The organism is Clostridium rectalis (assembly GCF_900626095.1).
GTDB classification, from domain to species: Bacteria; Bacillota; Clostridia; order Clostridiales; family Clostridiaceae; genus Clostridium_AS; species Clostridium_AS rectalis.
Genome location: NZ_UYZZ01000005.1, coordinates 179352 through 196115, shown reverse-complemented (window position 1 = coordinate 196115; position 16764 = coordinate 179352). Strand labels below are relative to the sequence as shown.

16 protein-coding genes are annotated in these 16764 nt (G+C 28.4%); all 16 read left to right on the top strand.

Going from position 1 to position 16764, the window contains the following annotated elements:
• Positions 1-31 precede the first annotated feature (31 nt).
• The 16 genes from EJL03_RS09990 (at position 32) to EJL03_RS09915 (ending at position 16743) form a co-directional block, all read left to right on the top strand.
• Positions 32-742 (top strand): zinc dependent phospholipase C family protein, encoded by a 711-nt coding sequence (locus tag EJL03_RS09990; RefSeq protein ID WP_125153835.1) that lies wholly within the window; start codon positions 32-34, stop codon positions 740-742.
• Between the two features lie 101 nt (positions 743-843).
• Positions 844-1356 carry a class I SAM-dependent methyltransferase gene (locus EJL03_RS09985; protein WP_125153834.1) on the top strand — a complete coding sequence of 171 codons (513 nt, stop codon included), beginning with the start codon at positions 844-846 and terminating at the stop codon, positions 1354-1356.
• Between the two features lie 18 nt (positions 1357-1374).
• Complete coding sequence (locus EJL03_RS09980; protein WP_125153833.1) at positions 1375-3066, top strand: B12-binding domain-containing radical SAM protein; 1692 nt, start codon at positions 1375-1377, stop codon at positions 3064-3066.
• 173 nt (positions 3067-3239) lie between these two features.
• Entirely contained in the window at positions 3240-3566 is a 327-nt protein-coding gene (locus tag EJL03_RS09975) for an ATPase (RefSeq protein ID WP_125153832.1), read from the top strand.
• A complete protein-coding gene (locus EJL03_RS09970; RefSeq protein ID WP_125153831.1) occupies positions 3553-5520 on the top strand; it encodes a V-type ATP synthase subunit I in 1968 nt (655 codons plus the stop codon). Before EJL03_RS09975 ends, EJL03_RS09970 begins: the two co-directional genes overlap by 14 nt.
• A 14-nt stretch (positions 5521-5534) precedes the next feature.
• A complete protein-coding gene (locus EJL03_RS09965) occupies positions 5535-6005 on the top strand; it encodes a V-type ATP synthase subunit K (RefSeq protein ID WP_125153830.1) in 471 nt (156 codons plus the stop codon).
• Positions 6006-6041: 36 nt separating this feature from the next.
• Positions 6042-6638, top strand: a complete 597-nt coding sequence (locus EJL03_RS09960; RefSeq protein WP_125153829.1) for a V-type ATP synthase subunit E — start codon at positions 6042-6044, stop codon at positions 6636-6638.
• Positions 6639-6650: 12 nt separating this feature from the next.
• Positions 6651-7652 (top strand): V-type ATP synthase subunit C, encoded by a 1002-nt coding sequence (locus EJL03_RS09955; RefSeq protein WP_125153828.1) that lies wholly within the window; start codon positions 6651-6653, stop codon positions 7650-7652.
• The gene (locus EJL03_RS09950; RefSeq protein ID WP_206427359.1) at positions 7639-7953 is read left to right on the top strand and encodes a V-type ATP synthase subunit F; all 315 of its coding nucleotides are present in this window, start codon (positions 7639-7641) and stop codon (positions 7951-7953) included. The genes EJL03_RS09955 and EJL03_RS09950 overlap by 14 nt, the downstream gene beginning before the upstream one ends.
• Before the next feature lie 18 nt (positions 7954-7971).
• A complete protein-coding gene (locus tag EJL03_RS09945) occupies positions 7972-9744 on the top strand; it encodes a V-type ATP synthase subunit A (RefSeq protein ID WP_164509064.1) in 1773 nt (590 codons plus the stop codon).
• The gene (locus tag EJL03_RS09940; RefSeq protein WP_125153825.1) at positions 9737-11125 is read left to right on the top strand and encodes a V-type ATP synthase subunit B; all 1389 of its coding nucleotides are present in this window, start codon (positions 9737-9739) and stop codon (positions 11123-11125) included. Before EJL03_RS09945 ends, EJL03_RS09940 begins: the two co-directional genes overlap by 8 nt.
• An 18-nt stretch (positions 11126-11143) precedes the next feature.
• Positions 11144-11788: a V-type ATP synthase subunit D gene (locus EJL03_RS09935; protein ID WP_125153824.1), complete on the top strand. Its 645-nt coding sequence runs from the start codon at positions 11144-11146 to the stop codon at positions 11786-11788.
• 235 nt (positions 11789-12023) lie between these two features.
• Positions 12024-12419 carry a hypothetical protein gene (locus EJL03_RS09930; RefSeq protein WP_125153823.1) on the top strand — a complete coding sequence of 132 codons (396 nt, stop codon included), beginning with the start codon at positions 12024-12026 and terminating at the stop codon, positions 12417-12419.
• A gap of 161 nt (positions 12420-12580) precedes the next feature.
• Positions 12581-13078 carry an ECF transporter S component gene (locus EJL03_RS09925; RefSeq protein ID WP_125153822.1) on the top strand — a complete coding sequence of 166 codons (498 nt, stop codon included), beginning with the start codon at positions 12581-12583 and terminating at the stop codon, positions 13076-13078.
• A gap of 128 nt (positions 13079-13206) precedes the next feature.
• A complete protein-coding gene (locus tag EJL03_RS09920; protein ID WP_125153821.1) occupies positions 13207-15486 on the top strand; it encodes a HelD family protein in 2280 nt (759 codons plus the stop codon).
• Positions 15487-15564: 78 nt separating this feature from the next.
• Positions 15565-16743 (top strand): FprA family A-type flavoprotein, encoded by a 1179-nt coding sequence (locus tag EJL03_RS09915; RefSeq protein WP_125153820.1) that lies wholly within the window; start codon positions 15565-15567, stop codon positions 16741-16743.
• Positions 16744-16764 lie beyond the last annotated feature (21 nt).

The window sequence follows — 16764 nt, the reverse complement described above, 5'->3', positions numbered from 1 at the left end:
TAAATATTAATTTAAAGGAGATATGGCTTAAATGAAAGAAAAATTAGAAAAAACATATGGCAGCGCACTTAAGGGAATATTCCATGCGGTTAATCCTTTAAAAAAGAAATTTTTAAAAACCTATTGCACTGTGCATAAATTTATTTCTATTCAAGCATTAGAAATTTTAAAAAATGATGGATATGAAGAAGAATATAATTTTTTTAAGAATTATATATGTTATATAAATGATGGGGTATCTTGGGCGGATCAGGATTTTAAAAGTTCTAATCATTTTTATCATTTTAGTAAGGGAAGAGGTTTGTTTGGATTTTCAAATGCCCTTATTGAGTGTAAAAAGTATTATAATAGATCTTTAGAATATATGAATAGTGGAAACGTTGAAAAAGCCATGTTCTATTTTGGTGCATCATGTCATTTATTACAAGATGCTACAGTGCCACAACATGTAAACAATAAATTGTTAAAAAGTCATAGAAAATTTGAACTATGGATAATAAGTAAACTTTTGAATGATTTTTCTTTTATGGAAATAAAAGGAGTAGTTAGATATAAAAATCTAGAGGATTATATAGCTAATAATGCTTTTTTTGCAAATAATACTTATCTTAATAGTGTAAGTATATTAGATAAAGAGGAAAGATATAATATTGTAGCTTCTAAAATATTAAAGGAGGCACAGAGGACCACCGCAGGTTTTATGATTGATTACTATAGAAATATGAAAAGTAAATTAAATTGATAACTACCATATTTAAATTTTAAATCCTCTAATGCAGAGGATTTTTTTGTTTTTTGAAGAACTTAAATATATAATGTATTGGTAAAGGAGGGGAAGGATACTTGAAGAAAGAGTTGCTGCTTAATTTGGAAAATGAAGAATTTAGAGGCAATACATTAGATATAGGAATAAATAATACAGGAGTTATTTATAATATATTAAAAAATTTTAATAAAGATATAGAGGTTGAATATATATCTGATAAAGGTGAGGAGGAAAAGATAGCAAAGGGGTTTTATGATAATTGTATGCTGTTTTTTACTTTAAGTAGTATTTGGTTGAAACTAAGTAAAAAAAAATTAATATATAACATTTTTAATTATCTAAATGAAGATGGATATATATATATATGGGATATTGATAAAGGATATAGAAAAATTGTAGATTACAATATAAAAATAAATTTGCCCCATAAAAAAATAAGAGAAATGTATTTAAGGGATATTAATATATTAAAGGATAATTCTAAAAATTCAACATGTAATATACTTAAGGATTATTTTATCATAGAAGATATGAAAGAAAATGATGGTGTATATTATATAAAGGCTAAAAAGAAAAAAATAGAACTTTAAATCGAAAGGAAGAATAGCATGAAAGTAGTATTAACGGCAGTAAATTCAAAGTTTATTCATAGTAATTTAGCTATAAGATATTTAAAAGCATATACAGAGGATTTAAGTTACCAATGTATTATGAAAGAATTTACTATAAATGATAGAATAGAAAGAATAGTAGAGGAACTTATAAGTGAAAAACCTAATATAATCGGATTTTCATGTTATATATGGAATATAGATTATGTAATACAAATTTCAAGATTAATTAAGCTGATAGATAGTAATATAAAAATATTTTTAGGAGGTCCAGAGGTTTCCTATGATGCGGTATCATATATGAAGCCTAAAATTTGTGATTATATTTTAGAGGGGGAAGGAGAAGAGAGTTATAGAGAATTTATCGAATGCAAAATAAAAAAAAATATAAGTATAAGTCAAATAAAGGGATTATACTATCTAGATAACGAAATAGTAAAATATAATGGAATCAGAAAATTAATGGATATAAATAATATAAAGTTTCCCTATAAAGAAGACGACAATCTAGATAATAAAATAGTTTATTATGAAGCTTCTAGGGGATGCCCATTTAATTGCAAATATTGCTTATCTTCCACCACCCATGGAGTAAGATTTTTGAATTTAGAGAGAGTAAAAAAGGAACTAAAGTTCTTTATAGATAAAAAGGTTAAACTGGTAAAATTTATTGATAGAACTTTTAATTGTAATCCTACATTTGCATATGACATTTGGAAGTTTTTAATAGAGAAAAATACAGAAACTACTTTTCATTTTGAAATATCTGCAGATATTTTAACAAATGATCAAATAAATTTATTAAAGAAAGCATCTAAAGGAAGATTTCAATTTGAAGTAGGGGTGCAAACAACAAATGATACTGTGTTGAAAAATATTAACAGAACAGCTAATTTTAAAGATATCAAGGAAAAAATTACTGAATTACTTCAGATAAAAAATATAAAACAACACTTAGATTTAATAGCAGGACTTCCAGGAGAGGATTTTAATTCTTTTAAGAATTCATTTAATGAACTTTATACCATACACCCTGAGGAAATACAACTTGGATTTTTAAAGTTGCTAAAGGGATCTCTTATGAGACAGGAGTCTAAAAAATGGGACATTGTGTATTCACCATATCCTCCTTATGAAATACTAAAGACATCACATATAACGTACAATGAGTTAGTTAAATTAAAAAGGGTAGAAATGGTTCTTGATAAATATTATAATTCTGGTAAATTTACTAATATATTAGAGTATTTTATAAAAAAATTTCACAGCCCTTTTGACTTATATTATGGATTAGGAGAGTTTTTTTATGACAAAGGATATTTAGCAAGAAATATTTCATCAGCAGATTATTATAAAATATTTATAGAATTTAATGAGGAATTTTTGAATGAGGATAGTTTTATTTTAAAAGAAGTTATAAAATTTGATTATTTAATGTTCAATAAGAAAAAATGGATTCCTAACTTTTTAGATAGAGAAAGAAATAAGGAATTAGAAAAGAAAATAAAGGATAAAATAGTTAAGGGTGTTATTAAAGAAGATAAATTTACTAGTAACTATCATTTGGAAAAGTTCAATATAGATATAATAAAATATACAAATGAACATACATTAGAGTATGGTGATTTTTACGTGTTATATAATGAAAATAGTAAAAATATGCCTAAAAGTTTGAAAGGCATAGTATAAAAAGATACAAAAGCTTTCTATAATTGACAATATTATAGAAAGTATATGAAAAATTTTCAGATAAGTACAAAAAAAATACTAATTACTTCTTGATAATCTTATCTAAGTAGTAGTATAATTATAGAAACAAATAAATATTATGTAATAATATTTATTGTAAGGAGGTGGTAAATTTGGCAATGGAAGCTATAAAAAGTATTAAAGAAGCTGAAAAAAAATCTGAAAATATGTTAAGAGAAGCAATGATTGAAGGTAAGGAAATAGTTAAGAATGCTAAAATAAATGCTAATAATAAATATAAATGCATACTTGAAGAAGCTGCAGTATATAGTAAAGAAATTTTTGATAGCTATGTTCAAGAAGGTAATAAAGAAGCAGATGCAATAAAAGAATCAGGTAAAAATTCCATTAGTGAATTACGAAATATACCGGAAGAAAAATTTAATAAAGCTGTTAATTTAGTAATTGAGAGGATAGTGAGTAATAATGGCAATAGTTAAGATGAAAAAATTCTCTCTTCTTGTACTTGAATCCAAAAAGAATGAATTATTAGAAAATCTCCAAAAGTTTTCTAAAGTTCAATTTATAAATCTCCAGGATAATTTCGAGGAAAATGAGGAATTTAAAAATTTATTAAATAAAGATTCTAATGCGAAGGCTACTTCCGATTTAGAAAATAAACAGGCTAAAGTAGGATTTGCTATTGGCATCATAAGTAAATATGGAGAATTAAATAAAAGTTTTAAAGATATTTTTAAAGAAAAAAAATCTTTATCTTATTGTGAACTTAAAAAATTGGCTGAGGATACCACTTGGCAAAAACTTTATAAAGAACTGAAGCATAAAGAAGAAAAGCTAAATTCTCTTGAAAATGAAATAACTAGGCTTGAGGCAGATGTAGAAAGTTTAATTTCTTGGAAAAAACTAGATGTTTCTATAAAAGACTTAAAGAGTATGAAAACATGTACTGCTTATGTGGGGAGTATAGGTAAAAGTTTTAAAGGAAGATTTAGAGAGGAGTTTGACAGTGATATACCAGAGTCTTATATAGAAGAAATCAGTGCTACTGGAGAAGATATAAGTTTGCTAATAGTATTTCATAAGGATAAGAAGAGCAGTGCAGAAAATATTCTTAAAAAGTATAGTTTTAGTAAAATTAATTTAAATTATGATGAATCTCCTTTAAAGGTAATATCTAAGTCTGAAGCAAGGATTAAAATTATAAAAGAAGATAGAGTTAAAATTTCAACAGAAATGAAAGAATATAAAAAATATTTAGAGTATTTAAATGAGGTTTATGAATATTTCCAAAATGAAATAGTTAAAAATAATGTAACTGAAAACTTTTTAAAGACTGAGAAAGTAGTGGTTATTAATGGGTGGATACCAGAGGATGAACAAAATGACTTAAATAAAGTTGTTGAAAGTGTTCCGAAGGATTATTATTGTATTCAGTTTAATGAACCTAATGAAAAGGACGATGTGCCTATACTATTAGACAATAATAATTTATCAAAGCCTTTTGAATCAATTACCTCTATGTATAGTTTGCCAAAATATAATGAAATAGATCCTACACCATTATTAGTACCATTTTATCTCTTGTTTTTTGGAATGATGCTTTCAGATGCTGGATATGGATTAGTCATGTTTATTGCTACTTTAATGGTATTAAAATTTATACCTCTTGAAAAAGAAAGCAAAAATATGGTGAAATTATTTTTTTATTTAAGCATTCCTACAATGTTTTGGGGTATTATGTATGGAAGTTATTTTACAGGAGCTATTAACATACCGCCTGTATGGATTAAACCTGAAGAGAATGCAAATCTTATATTAATTGTGTCTATGGGATTTGGATTAATTCATATATATGTTGGTCTTGGAATAAAAGCGTATTTACTTGCAAGAGAAGGGAAATATGCAGATGCCTTTTTTGATGTAGGGCTTTGGTATATAACTTTAACAACTGTAATTTTATATTTAGCAGGTAGTTTTGGGAATATAGCTACTATAAAGGAAAATTTAAGTATAATAAAATATATCATGTTTGCTGGAATGATAGGACTTGTGCTAACTCAAGGAAGAAGTAACAAAGGAATTGGAGCAAAACTTGGATCAGGATTATATGGATTATATGGAATTACTGGCTATATAGGAGATTTAGTATCCTATTCAAGACTTATGGCGTTAGGTCTTGCTACCGGTTTTATAGGTGGAGCTTTAAATTTAATAATAAGTTTTTTAGGGAATGGAGTTAAAGCTTGGATATTTGGACCACTAATTTTTATAATAGGTCACGTATTTAATTTATTTATAAATGCCTTAGGAGCATATGTTCACACTTGTAGATTACAGTATGTAGAGTATTTTGGTAAGTTTTATGAAGGGGGAGGGAAACCATTTACTCCTTTTAAATATACAAATAAATTTATAAAAATAAAGACAGAATAGGGAGGAATTTTAGAATGAATACTTTTTTTAGTTTCTTTTTAGAAAATGGGGGACTTATTTTTGCAGCTTTAGGAGTTGTATTGGCAACTATATTGCCAGGAGTTGGATCAGCAAGGGGCGTAGGTATGGTTGGAGAGGCAGCGTCTGGTTTGTTAACAGAAGAACCTGAAAAGTTTGGTAAAGCTCTTATATTAGAACTACTTCCAGGCACTCAGGGATTATATGGATTCGTTATAGCTTTTATGGCACTTGGAAATATTAAAACTGGATTAGATATAGGAACAGGATTTAGTATATTCCTTGCATGTTTACCAGTTGCTTTTGTTGGATGGAAATCAGCTATAGTTCAGGCCAAAACTGCAGCCTCAGCAATAGCTATTCTTGCTAAAAAACCTGAACACAATACAAAGGGTATAGTTTTAACAGTAATGGTAGAAACTTACGCACTTTTAGGATTTGTTATGTCAGTATTGATGTTACGATAGTCCCTAAAGCAAGTATTGAGTGAGGGAGTGAAAATTATGACTAACTTAGATAAATTGACAGCAAAAATTATAAATGACGCTGAAAATAAAAAGAAAACAATATTACAGGAAGCGAGAGATGAAGAAAAGAAAATAATAAATGAGAAAATAAAAGAGGGCAATTTAAAAAAGGACGTAGCAATAGAAAAATCACATATAGAGGCCCAATATAAAAAGGAAAGAATAATATCTAATGCTCATTTATATGTAAGAAATAGAAAGCTTCAGGTAAAACAACAGATAATTGATAAAGTATATGTTACTGCTTTAGATAAGTTGTCTACATTACCAAAGGATGAATATATAGCTTTTATAGAAAATAGTATTTTGTCAATGAATATTAATGGGGACGAAGAAGTTATTTTATCAAATAAAGAGAAAATAATAAATGAAGATATACTTAATAGTATAAATTATAAATTAATTAATAAGGGTAAAAAAGGGAACTTAGTAATTAGCGAAGACAGAAGAGAGTTTGAAGGTGGATTTATATTGTATAAAGATGGTATAGAGATTAATAACACCTTTGAAGCCTTGCTGGGTTCTCTAAAGGATGATTTAGAACAAAATATAATAAATTGTATATTCAGTTAGGAGGTTAGTTATATGGATCATTTGCAGTTTACCCATGCTATTTCTAGACTTAGGGTACTTGAAACTAAACTCCTTGATAGATCTAAGATTGAAAGGATGATTGATAGTTCTTCAGCAGAGGAAGCATTAAAAATTCTTGGAGAAACTGAATACTCTAATTACATGTCTAATATTAAAAGAGCAGAGGATTATGAGATTTTATTAGGTGATGAATTAAAAAGATTATATAAATTAATGTATAGTATAAGTCCTGAAAAATCATTAATAGATATTATGGCGGTTAGATATGATTATCATAACATTAAGGTTTTACTAAAGGATGAAAAGCTTAATAAAGATTTATCGTATTTAATGATACCTGTAGGGACCATAGATATTAATAATCTTAAGAAAATGTTTAAGGAAGATAATTATAAGGAATTAAATGAGTTTATGTTTGAATCTATTAAAGAGGCTAATAAGATGTATGAAGAGGAAAAGGATCCTCAAAAAATAGATATTATAGTAGATGCTTTTATGTATAAAGAGATGATATATAAATCTAATATAATAGATGAAGAGTTTTTAAGGGAGTATTTTAAAAGTAGTATAGATTTAACCAACATTAAAACTTTATTAAGGGTTAAAAAGCAAAATAAGTCTAGAAAATTTTTAGAAGATGTATTAATAGACGGTGGAAGTATAGATATAAAGGAATTTTTAAATTATCAATTAGAATCAATCGATAACATAAGTAATAAACTATCCTATACCCCATATGAAAAAATTGTAAAAATGGGTTTTGATGAATATAATAAGACAGGAAATATAAGTTATTTTGAAAAACTTTCAGAAGATTATATTATGGATAAAGTAAAAAAAGGAAAATATATTAGTTTTGGAGTTGAGCCTTTAATAGGGTATATATTTGCTAAAGAAACTGAAATAAAAATAATAAGAATAATTATGGTTGGCAAATTAAATAATATAGACCCACAAATAATTAGGGAAAGGCTGCGTGATGTCTATGTATAAAATAGGAGTAGTAGGTGATAAGGATTCAATCTTAGCATTTAAAGCAATAGGAATAGATGTGTTTCCAGTCTTAAATGAAGAAGATGGAAGGAAAATAGTAGATAAAATGGCAGCAAATAATTATGGAGTTATATTTGTAACAGAACAGATAGCAAAAGATATACAGGAAACAATCGAAAGGTATAGTAGAGAAATGCTTCCTGCAATTATACTCATTCCAAATAATCAGGGCTCACTTAATATTGGAATGAAAAAGATTAGTGATAATGTAGAAAAAGCAGTTGGAGTGAATATTTTATAGGAAGGTAGGTAGGTGGACTTGAAGACTGGTAGAGTTGTTAAGGTTTCGGGACCTTTGGTAATAGCTGAAAGTATGGATGAAGCTAATCTATTTGATGTTGTAAGAGTTGGAGAACAGCGTCTTATAGGAGAAATTATAGAGATGAGAGAGGATAAAGCTTCTATCCAAGTTTATGAAGAAACATCAGGGCTTGGCCCAGGTGCACCAGTAATTTCCACAGGAGCACCTCTTAGTGTAGAACTTGGCCCAGGACTTATAGAGTCTATGTTTGATGGAATACAAAGACCATTAGATGCAATAGAGAAAGAGGCTGGAGATTTTATAACCAGGGGAATAGATGTTCCTTCTTTAGATAGAAATAGAAAATGGCATTTTACTCCTACATTACAAATAGGAGAAGAAGTAAATCCGGGGGATGTAATAGGAGTGGTAAAGGAAACTTCTATTATAGAACAAAAGATAATGATTCCTTATGGAATAAAAGGGAAATTACTTTCTTTGCAAGAGGGTGATTATACTGTATTAGATGTAATAGGAGAAGTAGAGACGGAAAAAGGAAAAGAAAAATTAACTCTTATGCAAAAATGGCCAGTTAGAAGAGGAAGGCCTTATAAGAGAAAGCTAAATCCAATCGAACCAATGGTTACAGGACAGAGGGTTATAGATACATTTTTTCCTGTAACTAAGGGGGGGACTGCATGTGTACCGGGCCCTTTTGGTAGTGGGAAAACAGTTGTTCAACATCAGCTTGCTAAATGGGCGGATGCTCAAATAGTAGTTTACATAGGTTGTGGTGAACGTGGAAATGAAATGACAGATGTTTTAAATGAATTTCCAGAACTTAAAGACCCTAAAACAGGGGAGCCTTTAATGAAAAGAACTGTGCTTATAGCAAACACTTCAAATATGCCTGTTGCAGCCAGAGAAGCATCTATATACACGGGTATAACTATCGCAGAGTATTTTAGAGATATGGGTTACTCTGTAGCATTAATGGCTGATTCTACCTCAAGATGGGCAGAGGCTTTAAGAGAAATGTCAGGAAGACTTGAAGAAATGCCTGGAGAGGAAGGATATCCTGCTTATCTTGGATCTAGACTTGCAGATTTCTACGAAAGAGCTGGAAAAGTAGTATGTTTAGGCGATGATGAAAGAGAAGGGGCTCTTACAGCTATAGGGGCAGTATCACCTCCAGGAGGTGATTTATCTGAACCTGTAACTCAGGCGACTTTAAGAATAGTAAAAGTTTTTTGGGGACTAGATTCTCAACTTGCATATAAAAGACACTTTCCTTCCATAAATTGGTTAAATTCTTATTCATTATATGTAGATAGAATAGGAAAATGGATGGATGAAAATGTTTCTGAGGATTGGACAGAACTTAGGATTAAAGCTATGGCTCTTTTACAGGAAGAAGCAAATTTAGAGGAAATAGTTAGACTTGTAGGTATAGATGCTCTATCAGAATCCGATAGATTGAAACTTGAGGTTGCTAAATCTTTAAGAGAGGACTATTTACAACAGAATGCTTTCAATGATGTAGATACTTATGCTTCATTAATTAAACAATATAAGATGTTAAAACTTGTATTAAAATTCGGAGAAGAGGCAGAGAAAGCGTTAAAAGCAGGAGTGTATCTAAAAGATATTTTATCATTAGAAATTAGAGATAAGATAGCTAGGTCTAAGTATATAGATGAATCAAATATGAATGATATAGATGATATATGGAGTAATCTTACAGATGAAATGGATGATCTAATTAGCAAAGGGGGAATTATAGGTGCTTAAAGAATATAGAACAGTAAAAGAAGTAGTTGGCCCTTTGATGCTTGTAGAAGGTGTTGAAAATGTAAAATTTGATGAGCTAGTTGAAATTCAGATACAAACTGGTGAAATTAGAAGAGGTAGAGTACTTGAAATAAATGAGGATAAGGCATTAGTGCAACTTTTTGAGGGATCATCTGGAATTAATTTGAAAGGAAGTAAAGTTAAATTTTTGGGAAAACCTCTTGAAATAGCAGTATCAGAAGATATGCTTGGAAGAGTCTTTGATGGTTTGGGAAGACCTAAAGATGATGGACCTAAAATTATTCCAGATAAACGTCTTGATATAAATGGAATCCCAATTAACCCTGTGGCAAGAAATTATCCATCAGAGTTTATTCAAACGGGAATTTCAGCTATAGATGGCTTAAATACTTTAGTTAGAGGACAAAAACTACCTGTATTTTCAGGGTCTGGATTACCACATGCTCAACTTGCTGCTCAAATAGCAAGACAAGCGAAAGTTTTAAATTCAGATTCTAAATTTGCTGTTGTGTTTGCAGCTATTGGAATAACATTTGAGGAAGCACAATTTTTTATAGATGATTTTACAAAGACAGGGGCTATTGATAGATCAGTTTTATTTGTAAATTTAGCAAATGATCCTGCCATTGAAAGAATAGCTACACCAAGAATGGCACTTACTACAGCAGAATATTTAGCTTTTACTAAAGGTATGCATGTACTTGTAATTCTTACAGATTTAACTAACTACTGTGAGGCTTTACGTGAGATATCAGCTGCACGAAAAGAAGTTCCTGGAAGACGTGGATATCCAGGATATTTATATACTGATTTATCTACTATATATGAAAGGGCAGGGAGAATAAAAGGAAGAGAGGGATCTATAACTCAAATACCAATACTAACTATGCCGGAAGATGATAAAACTCATCCTATTCCGGATCTTACTGGATATATTACTGAAGGACAGATAATATTAAGTAGAGAACTTTATAGAAAAGGTATTATGCCTCCAATTGATGTTTTACCTTCTCTTTCAAGATTAAAGGATAAAGGTATTGGAAATGATAAAACAAGAGAGGATCATGCAGATACTATGAACCAGTTATTTGCAGGGTATGCACAGGGTAAACAAGCGAAGGAATTGGCTGTAATTTTGGGTGAATCTGCCTTATCAGATACAGATAAGCTGTATGCTAAGTTTGGGGATGCCTTTGAAAAAGAATATGTATCACAAGGCTTTGAAACTAATAGAACAATAGAAGAAACTATAAATTTAGGGTGGAAGCTACTTTCTATTTTGCCTAGGACTGAGCTCAAGAGAATAAGAGATGAATATTTAGATAAATACTTACCCCAAGACAATAATAAAGATAAATAGTTAAAGGGATGAAGAATTATGAAATTAAATGTTAATCCTACGAGAATGGAGCTCACTAAGTTAAAAAAGAGGCTATCAACGGCTACAAGGGGTCATAAGCTATTAAAAGATAAACAAGATGAATTAATGAGAAGGTTTATTGATTTAATAAAATACAATAATGAATTAAGAAAAAGTGTTGAAGAAATGTTACAAAAGTCTTTTGAAGATTTTGTAATGGCAAGAGCAGTAATGTCCTCACAGTTTCTTGAGGAGGCCATAATTTATCCTAAAGAGAGTATTACTTTAGATATAGAACAAAAGAATATAATGAGTGTTAATGTTCCTGTTATGAATTTTAAAAGAAAGATGGCAGAGGATGAAGGAAGTATATTTCCATATGGTTTTGTAAATACTTCTGGGGAATTAGATGGAGCTATAGAAAAGTTGTATGATATATTACCAAAACTATTAGAATTGGCACAGATTGAAAAATCTTGCCAGCTTATGGCAGATGAAATTGAAAAAACTAGAAGGAGAGTAAATGCATTAGAATATATGACCATACCTCAGTTAGAGGAAACTATAAAGTATATAGTCATGAAATTAGATGAGAATGAAAGAGGAAATCTTACAAGGCTTATGAAAGTAAAGAGTATGATGAAAGAAAAGGAGAATTTATAAAAAAGAAACCGAGGGATTAGTCTTCGGTTTCTTTATTATTATTATTATTATTATTATAGAAGAAAAAGTAAATTTAATACTTCATATTTATCAAAATTGAATAATTAGTTTTAAAGTCTTAAAAATTCAGAAATTTTCATAAATTATATTGACAAATATTTAACAAGGGTGATATAATTAAGACAAGCTAAACAAAAGATATGCAGCAATTAATTATTTGTATGGAGGGGTTTTTATGGTAATAAAAAATAGTGTAAGATCATGTATGATAGGGGATAGTATTTTTAAAATAGGAGATTACACATCACTTGCTCAAGGATGGTCTTTATACAGGGATAGGCTTTCTTTAGAAGAGTGTTTATCATTGAAGATAATAGATTTAATATATATTATGAACGAGGATTTAGCTTTACCTAAATTTGTTGCTAAGGTAGAAACAAATAAAGGTAATATATTAGATATAAATGTGGAAGATTTAAATGATGTTAGAAATATTAAGGAAAACCGTGAAGAACTTAACAAAGTTGGGTATGATTTTGAAACCGGTTGTATATATTGTAAAGGTTATGAAAAGTTAAATGGTAAATGGGAATTTTTCCAGGTTGGAATTCCACAATATGCAAAGTGTTAACAGAAATAAAGATAAAAATATAGTTAAAATAATTTAGAAATAGAAATGTTCGGAATGAATGTTTCTATTTTTTTTAAATTGTTTTATATTTACAAGTGAATATAACTAGTGTATACTAATGTATATACATATCTATACATATCTATACAGGAGGGAAATATATGAGTAATATAAAAAAAATAGTATTTACTTCGTTGCTTATTTCACTGTCAATAGTAATTCCTATGGCATTTGGTTTTTTAGCTATTCAAATAGGACCTTTTTCAGCTACACTTGCAGCTCATGTTCCTTTATTTATATCTATGTTTTTAGGTCCCGAGGCTTCAGCAATAGTAGGAGTAGGTTCTTGTGTTGGGTTTTTAATGACTAAGGGTTCTTATATAGCAGCTAGAGCTTTTATGCATACCTTTGTTGGGGCTATAGGTGGATATATGCTAAAAAATGGTATTAAATACAAAAAAGTTGTATTTATAACAGCTCCTATACATGGTGTATTAGAGGCTTTAGCAGTTATTCCTTTTGGCATATCATTAGATAAGATACTTATAACTGTAGGAATCGGATCATTATTACACCATACAATAGATGGATTTATAGCTTTATATGTAATAAAAATATTATTAAAGACAGTATTTTTAAATTTAGTAAATGAGAAATAACAAGTAATCAATATATAATAAATAAAGGTATACATTGATAGAGGGGTAATGTATACCTTTTATATAGTTGACAGTATCACTTCCTAAAGATAAAATATAATTTTATGAACTCAGTGGAGGTGATTAGTTTGTCCATAAATAAACAAAATATGATGTATGAAGAAAAATACTTGCAAGATACCTTAATATGGATAGAAAATGAAATGAAAAAGTCTAAAAATGATAATGATAAATTAAAAGAAAAAATTGAACAGCTAAGAAAACAAGCAAAGGGAAAATATAATCAAGAGTTAGAAACATGTGAAAAATTGTATAAAATAACTAGTAGAAATTTTAATAAGTACTGTGAGTCAATAAAAGCTCCATATTTTGCTCGTATAGATTTTAAGGAATATAAAAGGGAAGAGGAGAGTTTTTATATAGGAAAGTTTGGATTAGGAGATATTACTACTGGAGATGAAAAAGTAATAGATTGGAGATCTCCTATAGCAGATTTATATTATAGTGGAACTTTTGGAGAAACATATTATAAAGCACCTATAGGAGTTATAAGTGGTAATTTAAATCTAAAAAGAAAATTTATTATTAAAGATAAAGTTATTATAGATGCTTTTGATGAAGGGATTAATGAAATTATCTTAAAAGGTACCACAGGTGAAGAAAATGTACTTTCAGATGAATTTTTAAAAATTAATTTGGAGGAGAGTGTAAGCAATAAATTAAAAGATGTAGTAGCAACTATACAAAAGGAACAAAATTTTATTATAAGATGTGAAAAAAATGAACCACTGATTGTTCAAGGATCGGCAGGTTCCGGAAAAACTACTGTGGCATTACATAGAATTGCGTATTTAGTATATAAGTATAAAGAATCTCTTAAAGCAAAAGAAATTTTAATTATTGCTCCTAATAAAATATTTTTAGAATTTATATCACAGGTATTACCTAATTTAGGGGTGGATCATATAAATCAAGTTACCTATGAGGAAATAGTATGTAAGATATTAAATATAAAAGGTAAGATACTTACAAAGGATAGTAAATTAGCGGAAATTTTAGAGGGGAAATTAGACAATATACATGAAGTGGAATCTATAAGCAAGATTAAAGGAAGTTGGTTTTTTAAAGAACTAATTGATAAATATATAAATTATTTAGAAAAAGAAGACTGTAAAAGGATTAAAGATATAAAGGCAGGGAATTATTTATTATTTGAAAAAAAAGAAATTGAAAGATTATTTACTAAAGATCTTATTAATATGTCTTTGAACCAAAGAAAAGATGAGATTAAAAGGTATCTAAATTTAAAAATAGATGAAAAAATTGCAAATATAATTGAAAAAATAAATTTTTATTATGAATATAAAGTGGCTAGAGTAAAAAAAGTCATGGAGGATTCTATTGAGAGAAGAAAAAAATTAATTAATATATATGATGAAAGAGATTTAAGAAAAAAGGAAATAAAAATAGAGTGTAAAAAGGAGTTTAATAATTATTTTGATGTTTGGAAAGAAGTAGATAGTGGTAACTTATATATTGATTTTTTAAATTATATTAAACTTCAAGATAATAATATTAATAATGTAATTATAGATAGAATAATAAAGACAGTTAAAGAGAATAAAGAAATAGGGGTAGTTGATAGTGAGGATTTGGCTCCTAGGTTATATTTAAAGTTTAAGGTACAGGGGCTGGAAAATAAATATTTATTTAAACATATAGTTGTAGATGAGGCTCAAGATTATAATGAATTAGAATTATGGACTATAAAAAAACTGGTTCAAAATAATTCTATGACTATTGTTGGAGACTTGGCACAGGGTATTTATTATTATAAAGGAATAGAAAATTGGGAGAGCGTTATAAAAAGAGAATTTGATGGTGCTGCTAATTATATTAATTTAGAAAAAAGTTATAGATCTACAATAGAAATAATAGATTTTGCCAGTAGAGTTTTAGAAAAGCAAAATATTAATATAAAACCATCTAAAGCTGTTTTGCGACATGGGGATACTGTAAAGGTACAACAGATAAAAACTTACAAGGATTTTTGTGAAAGGGTAGATGAAATAGTTTCTAAGGTATTAAATAATGGGAGGAATAATATAGCCATAATAGGAAAAACTTTAGATGAATGCAAAAAGATACATAAATATCTAAGGAAATATAGTGAAAATCAGTGGCAATTAGTAAAAAATCCAGATAAATATATTGAAAAGAATAATATAATAATTCCATCATATATGACGAAGGGATTAGAATTCGATTGTAGTATTATATATGATTGTAGTAATACTAATTATAAAAACAGTGAATTAAACAAAAAAATTCTTTATACAGTTTTAACTAGGGCATTGCATTATGAATTTATATTTTATTTTGAGGAAATATCTGAACTAATAAAATAAACTTGAAAATAATGTTTCTTTTTAATAAAATGTATTAAAATAGTATTAAAGCATATAAAAAAAATAAGGAGGTATAGTATGGCAAAGATTAATATAAAGGATAATATATACTGGATAGGGGTAAAAAATCCTGAGTTAAGAGTTTTTGATATTATTATGGAAACTAAAATGGGAACTACGTATAATTCATATTTAGTAAATGATGATAAAGTGGCAATAATAGATACAGTAAAAGATGGATTTTATGATGAATTTTTAAATAACATAAGGGAAGTAATAGGAAGTAAGGAGATAGATTATATAGTTGTACAACATACTGAATTAGATCATACAGGGTCTTTGATAAAGCTCATAAAGGATTACCCAAATGCTAAAATAGTGGCTTCAAGAGCTGCATCAATATATCTTAAAGATATATTAAATGAGGATATAGAAATACAATTGGCAACAGAAGATATTAATCTTGGGAACACTACACTTCGATTTATTCAAGCACCTAATCTTCATTGGCCAGATACTATGTTTACATATATAAAAGAAAGTAATGCTTTATTTAGTTGCGATTTTTTAGGGTGTCATTATTCACCTAAACAGGATGTAATCATGGCACAAAGTGAGGAGTATGACGATCAAGTACGTTATTATTTTAATGTTATAATGTATCCATTTAAAAAATTTGTATTGGCTGCTTTAGATAAAATAAAAGATTTAAAGATAGATTTAATTGCAACTAGCCATGGACCTGTTCATACAGGAAATAATATAGAAAAATATTTAAATGTTTATAAAGAAATGGCAAAAGGAAAGCTGGAGAAAAATAATAAAAAGGTAGAGATATTTTATATATCTGCATATGGTAACACAGAAAGTGTTGCAAAATATATAAAAAATATACTTATAGAAAATGGTATAGATACTTCTATTCATGAAATAACAGAATTTGGTATTAAAAAGTCACTAAGTGCTATAGAAGAGGCGGATGGTTTTATTATAGGGTCACCAACTATAAATCAAGATGCGGTAAAGCCTGCGTGGGATCTTTTGTCAGAAGTTTCTCCTATAATTAATAGAGGGAAAGCTGCTGCTGCTTTTGGATCTTATGGTTGGAGCGGTGAAGGTGTTCCTATGATGATGGAAAGGTTAAAATCTTTAAAATTAAATACTTTAAAAGAAGGATTAAAATTTAAATTTGTACCTAGTGAAGAGGATTTCAAAAAAGCAGATAAATTTGTAAAAGAGTTTATAGAATTATTATAGTATAATTTTAGAACAGGGGTG

What these genes read in the sequence shown, in the direction of transcription:
- EJL03_RS09990 (WP_125153835.1), top strand. Translation starts at nt 32, where the DNA reads ATGAAAGAAAAATTAGAAAAAACATATGGCAGCGCACTTAAGGGAATA.
- EJL03_RS09980 (WP_125153833.1), top strand. Translation starts at nt 1,375, where the DNA reads ATGAAAGTAGTATTAACGGCAGTAAATTCAAAGTTTATTCATAGTAAT.
- EJL03_RS09970 (WP_125153831.1), top strand. Translation starts at nt 3,553, where the DNA reads ATGGCAATAGTTAAGATGAAAAAATTCTCTCTTCTTGTACTTGAATCC.
- EJL03_RS09965 (WP_125153830.1), top strand. Translation starts at nt 5,535, where the DNA reads ATGAATACTTTTTTTAGTTTCTTTTTAGAAAATGGGGGACTTATTTTT.
- EJL03_RS09960 (WP_125153829.1), top strand. Translation starts at nt 6,042, where the DNA reads ATGACTAACTTAGATAAATTGACAGCAAAAATTATAAATGACGCTGAA.
- EJL03_RS09955 (WP_125153828.1), top strand. Translation starts at nt 6,651, where the DNA reads ATGGATCATTTGCAGTTTACCCATGCTATTTCTAGACTTAGGGTACTT.
- EJL03_RS09950 (WP_206427359.1), top strand. Translation starts at nt 7,639, where the DNA reads ATGTCTATGTATAAAATAGGAGTAGTAGGTGATAAGGATTCAATCTTA.
- EJL03_RS09935 (WP_125153824.1), top strand. Translation starts at nt 11,144, where the DNA reads ATGAAATTAAATGTTAATCCTACGAGAATGGAGCTCACTAAGTTAAAA.
- EJL03_RS09930 (WP_125153823.1), top strand. Translation starts at nt 12,024, where the DNA reads ATGGTAATAAAAAATAGTGTAAGATCATGTATGATAGGGGATAGTATT.
- EJL03_RS09925 (WP_125153822.1), top strand. Translation starts at nt 12,581, where the DNA reads ATGAGTAATATAAAAAAAATAGTATTTACTTCGTTGCTTATTTCACTG.
- EJL03_RS09915 (WP_125153820.1), top strand. Translation starts at nt 15,565, where the DNA reads ATGGCAAAGATTAATATAAAGGATAATATATACTGGATAGGGGTAAAA.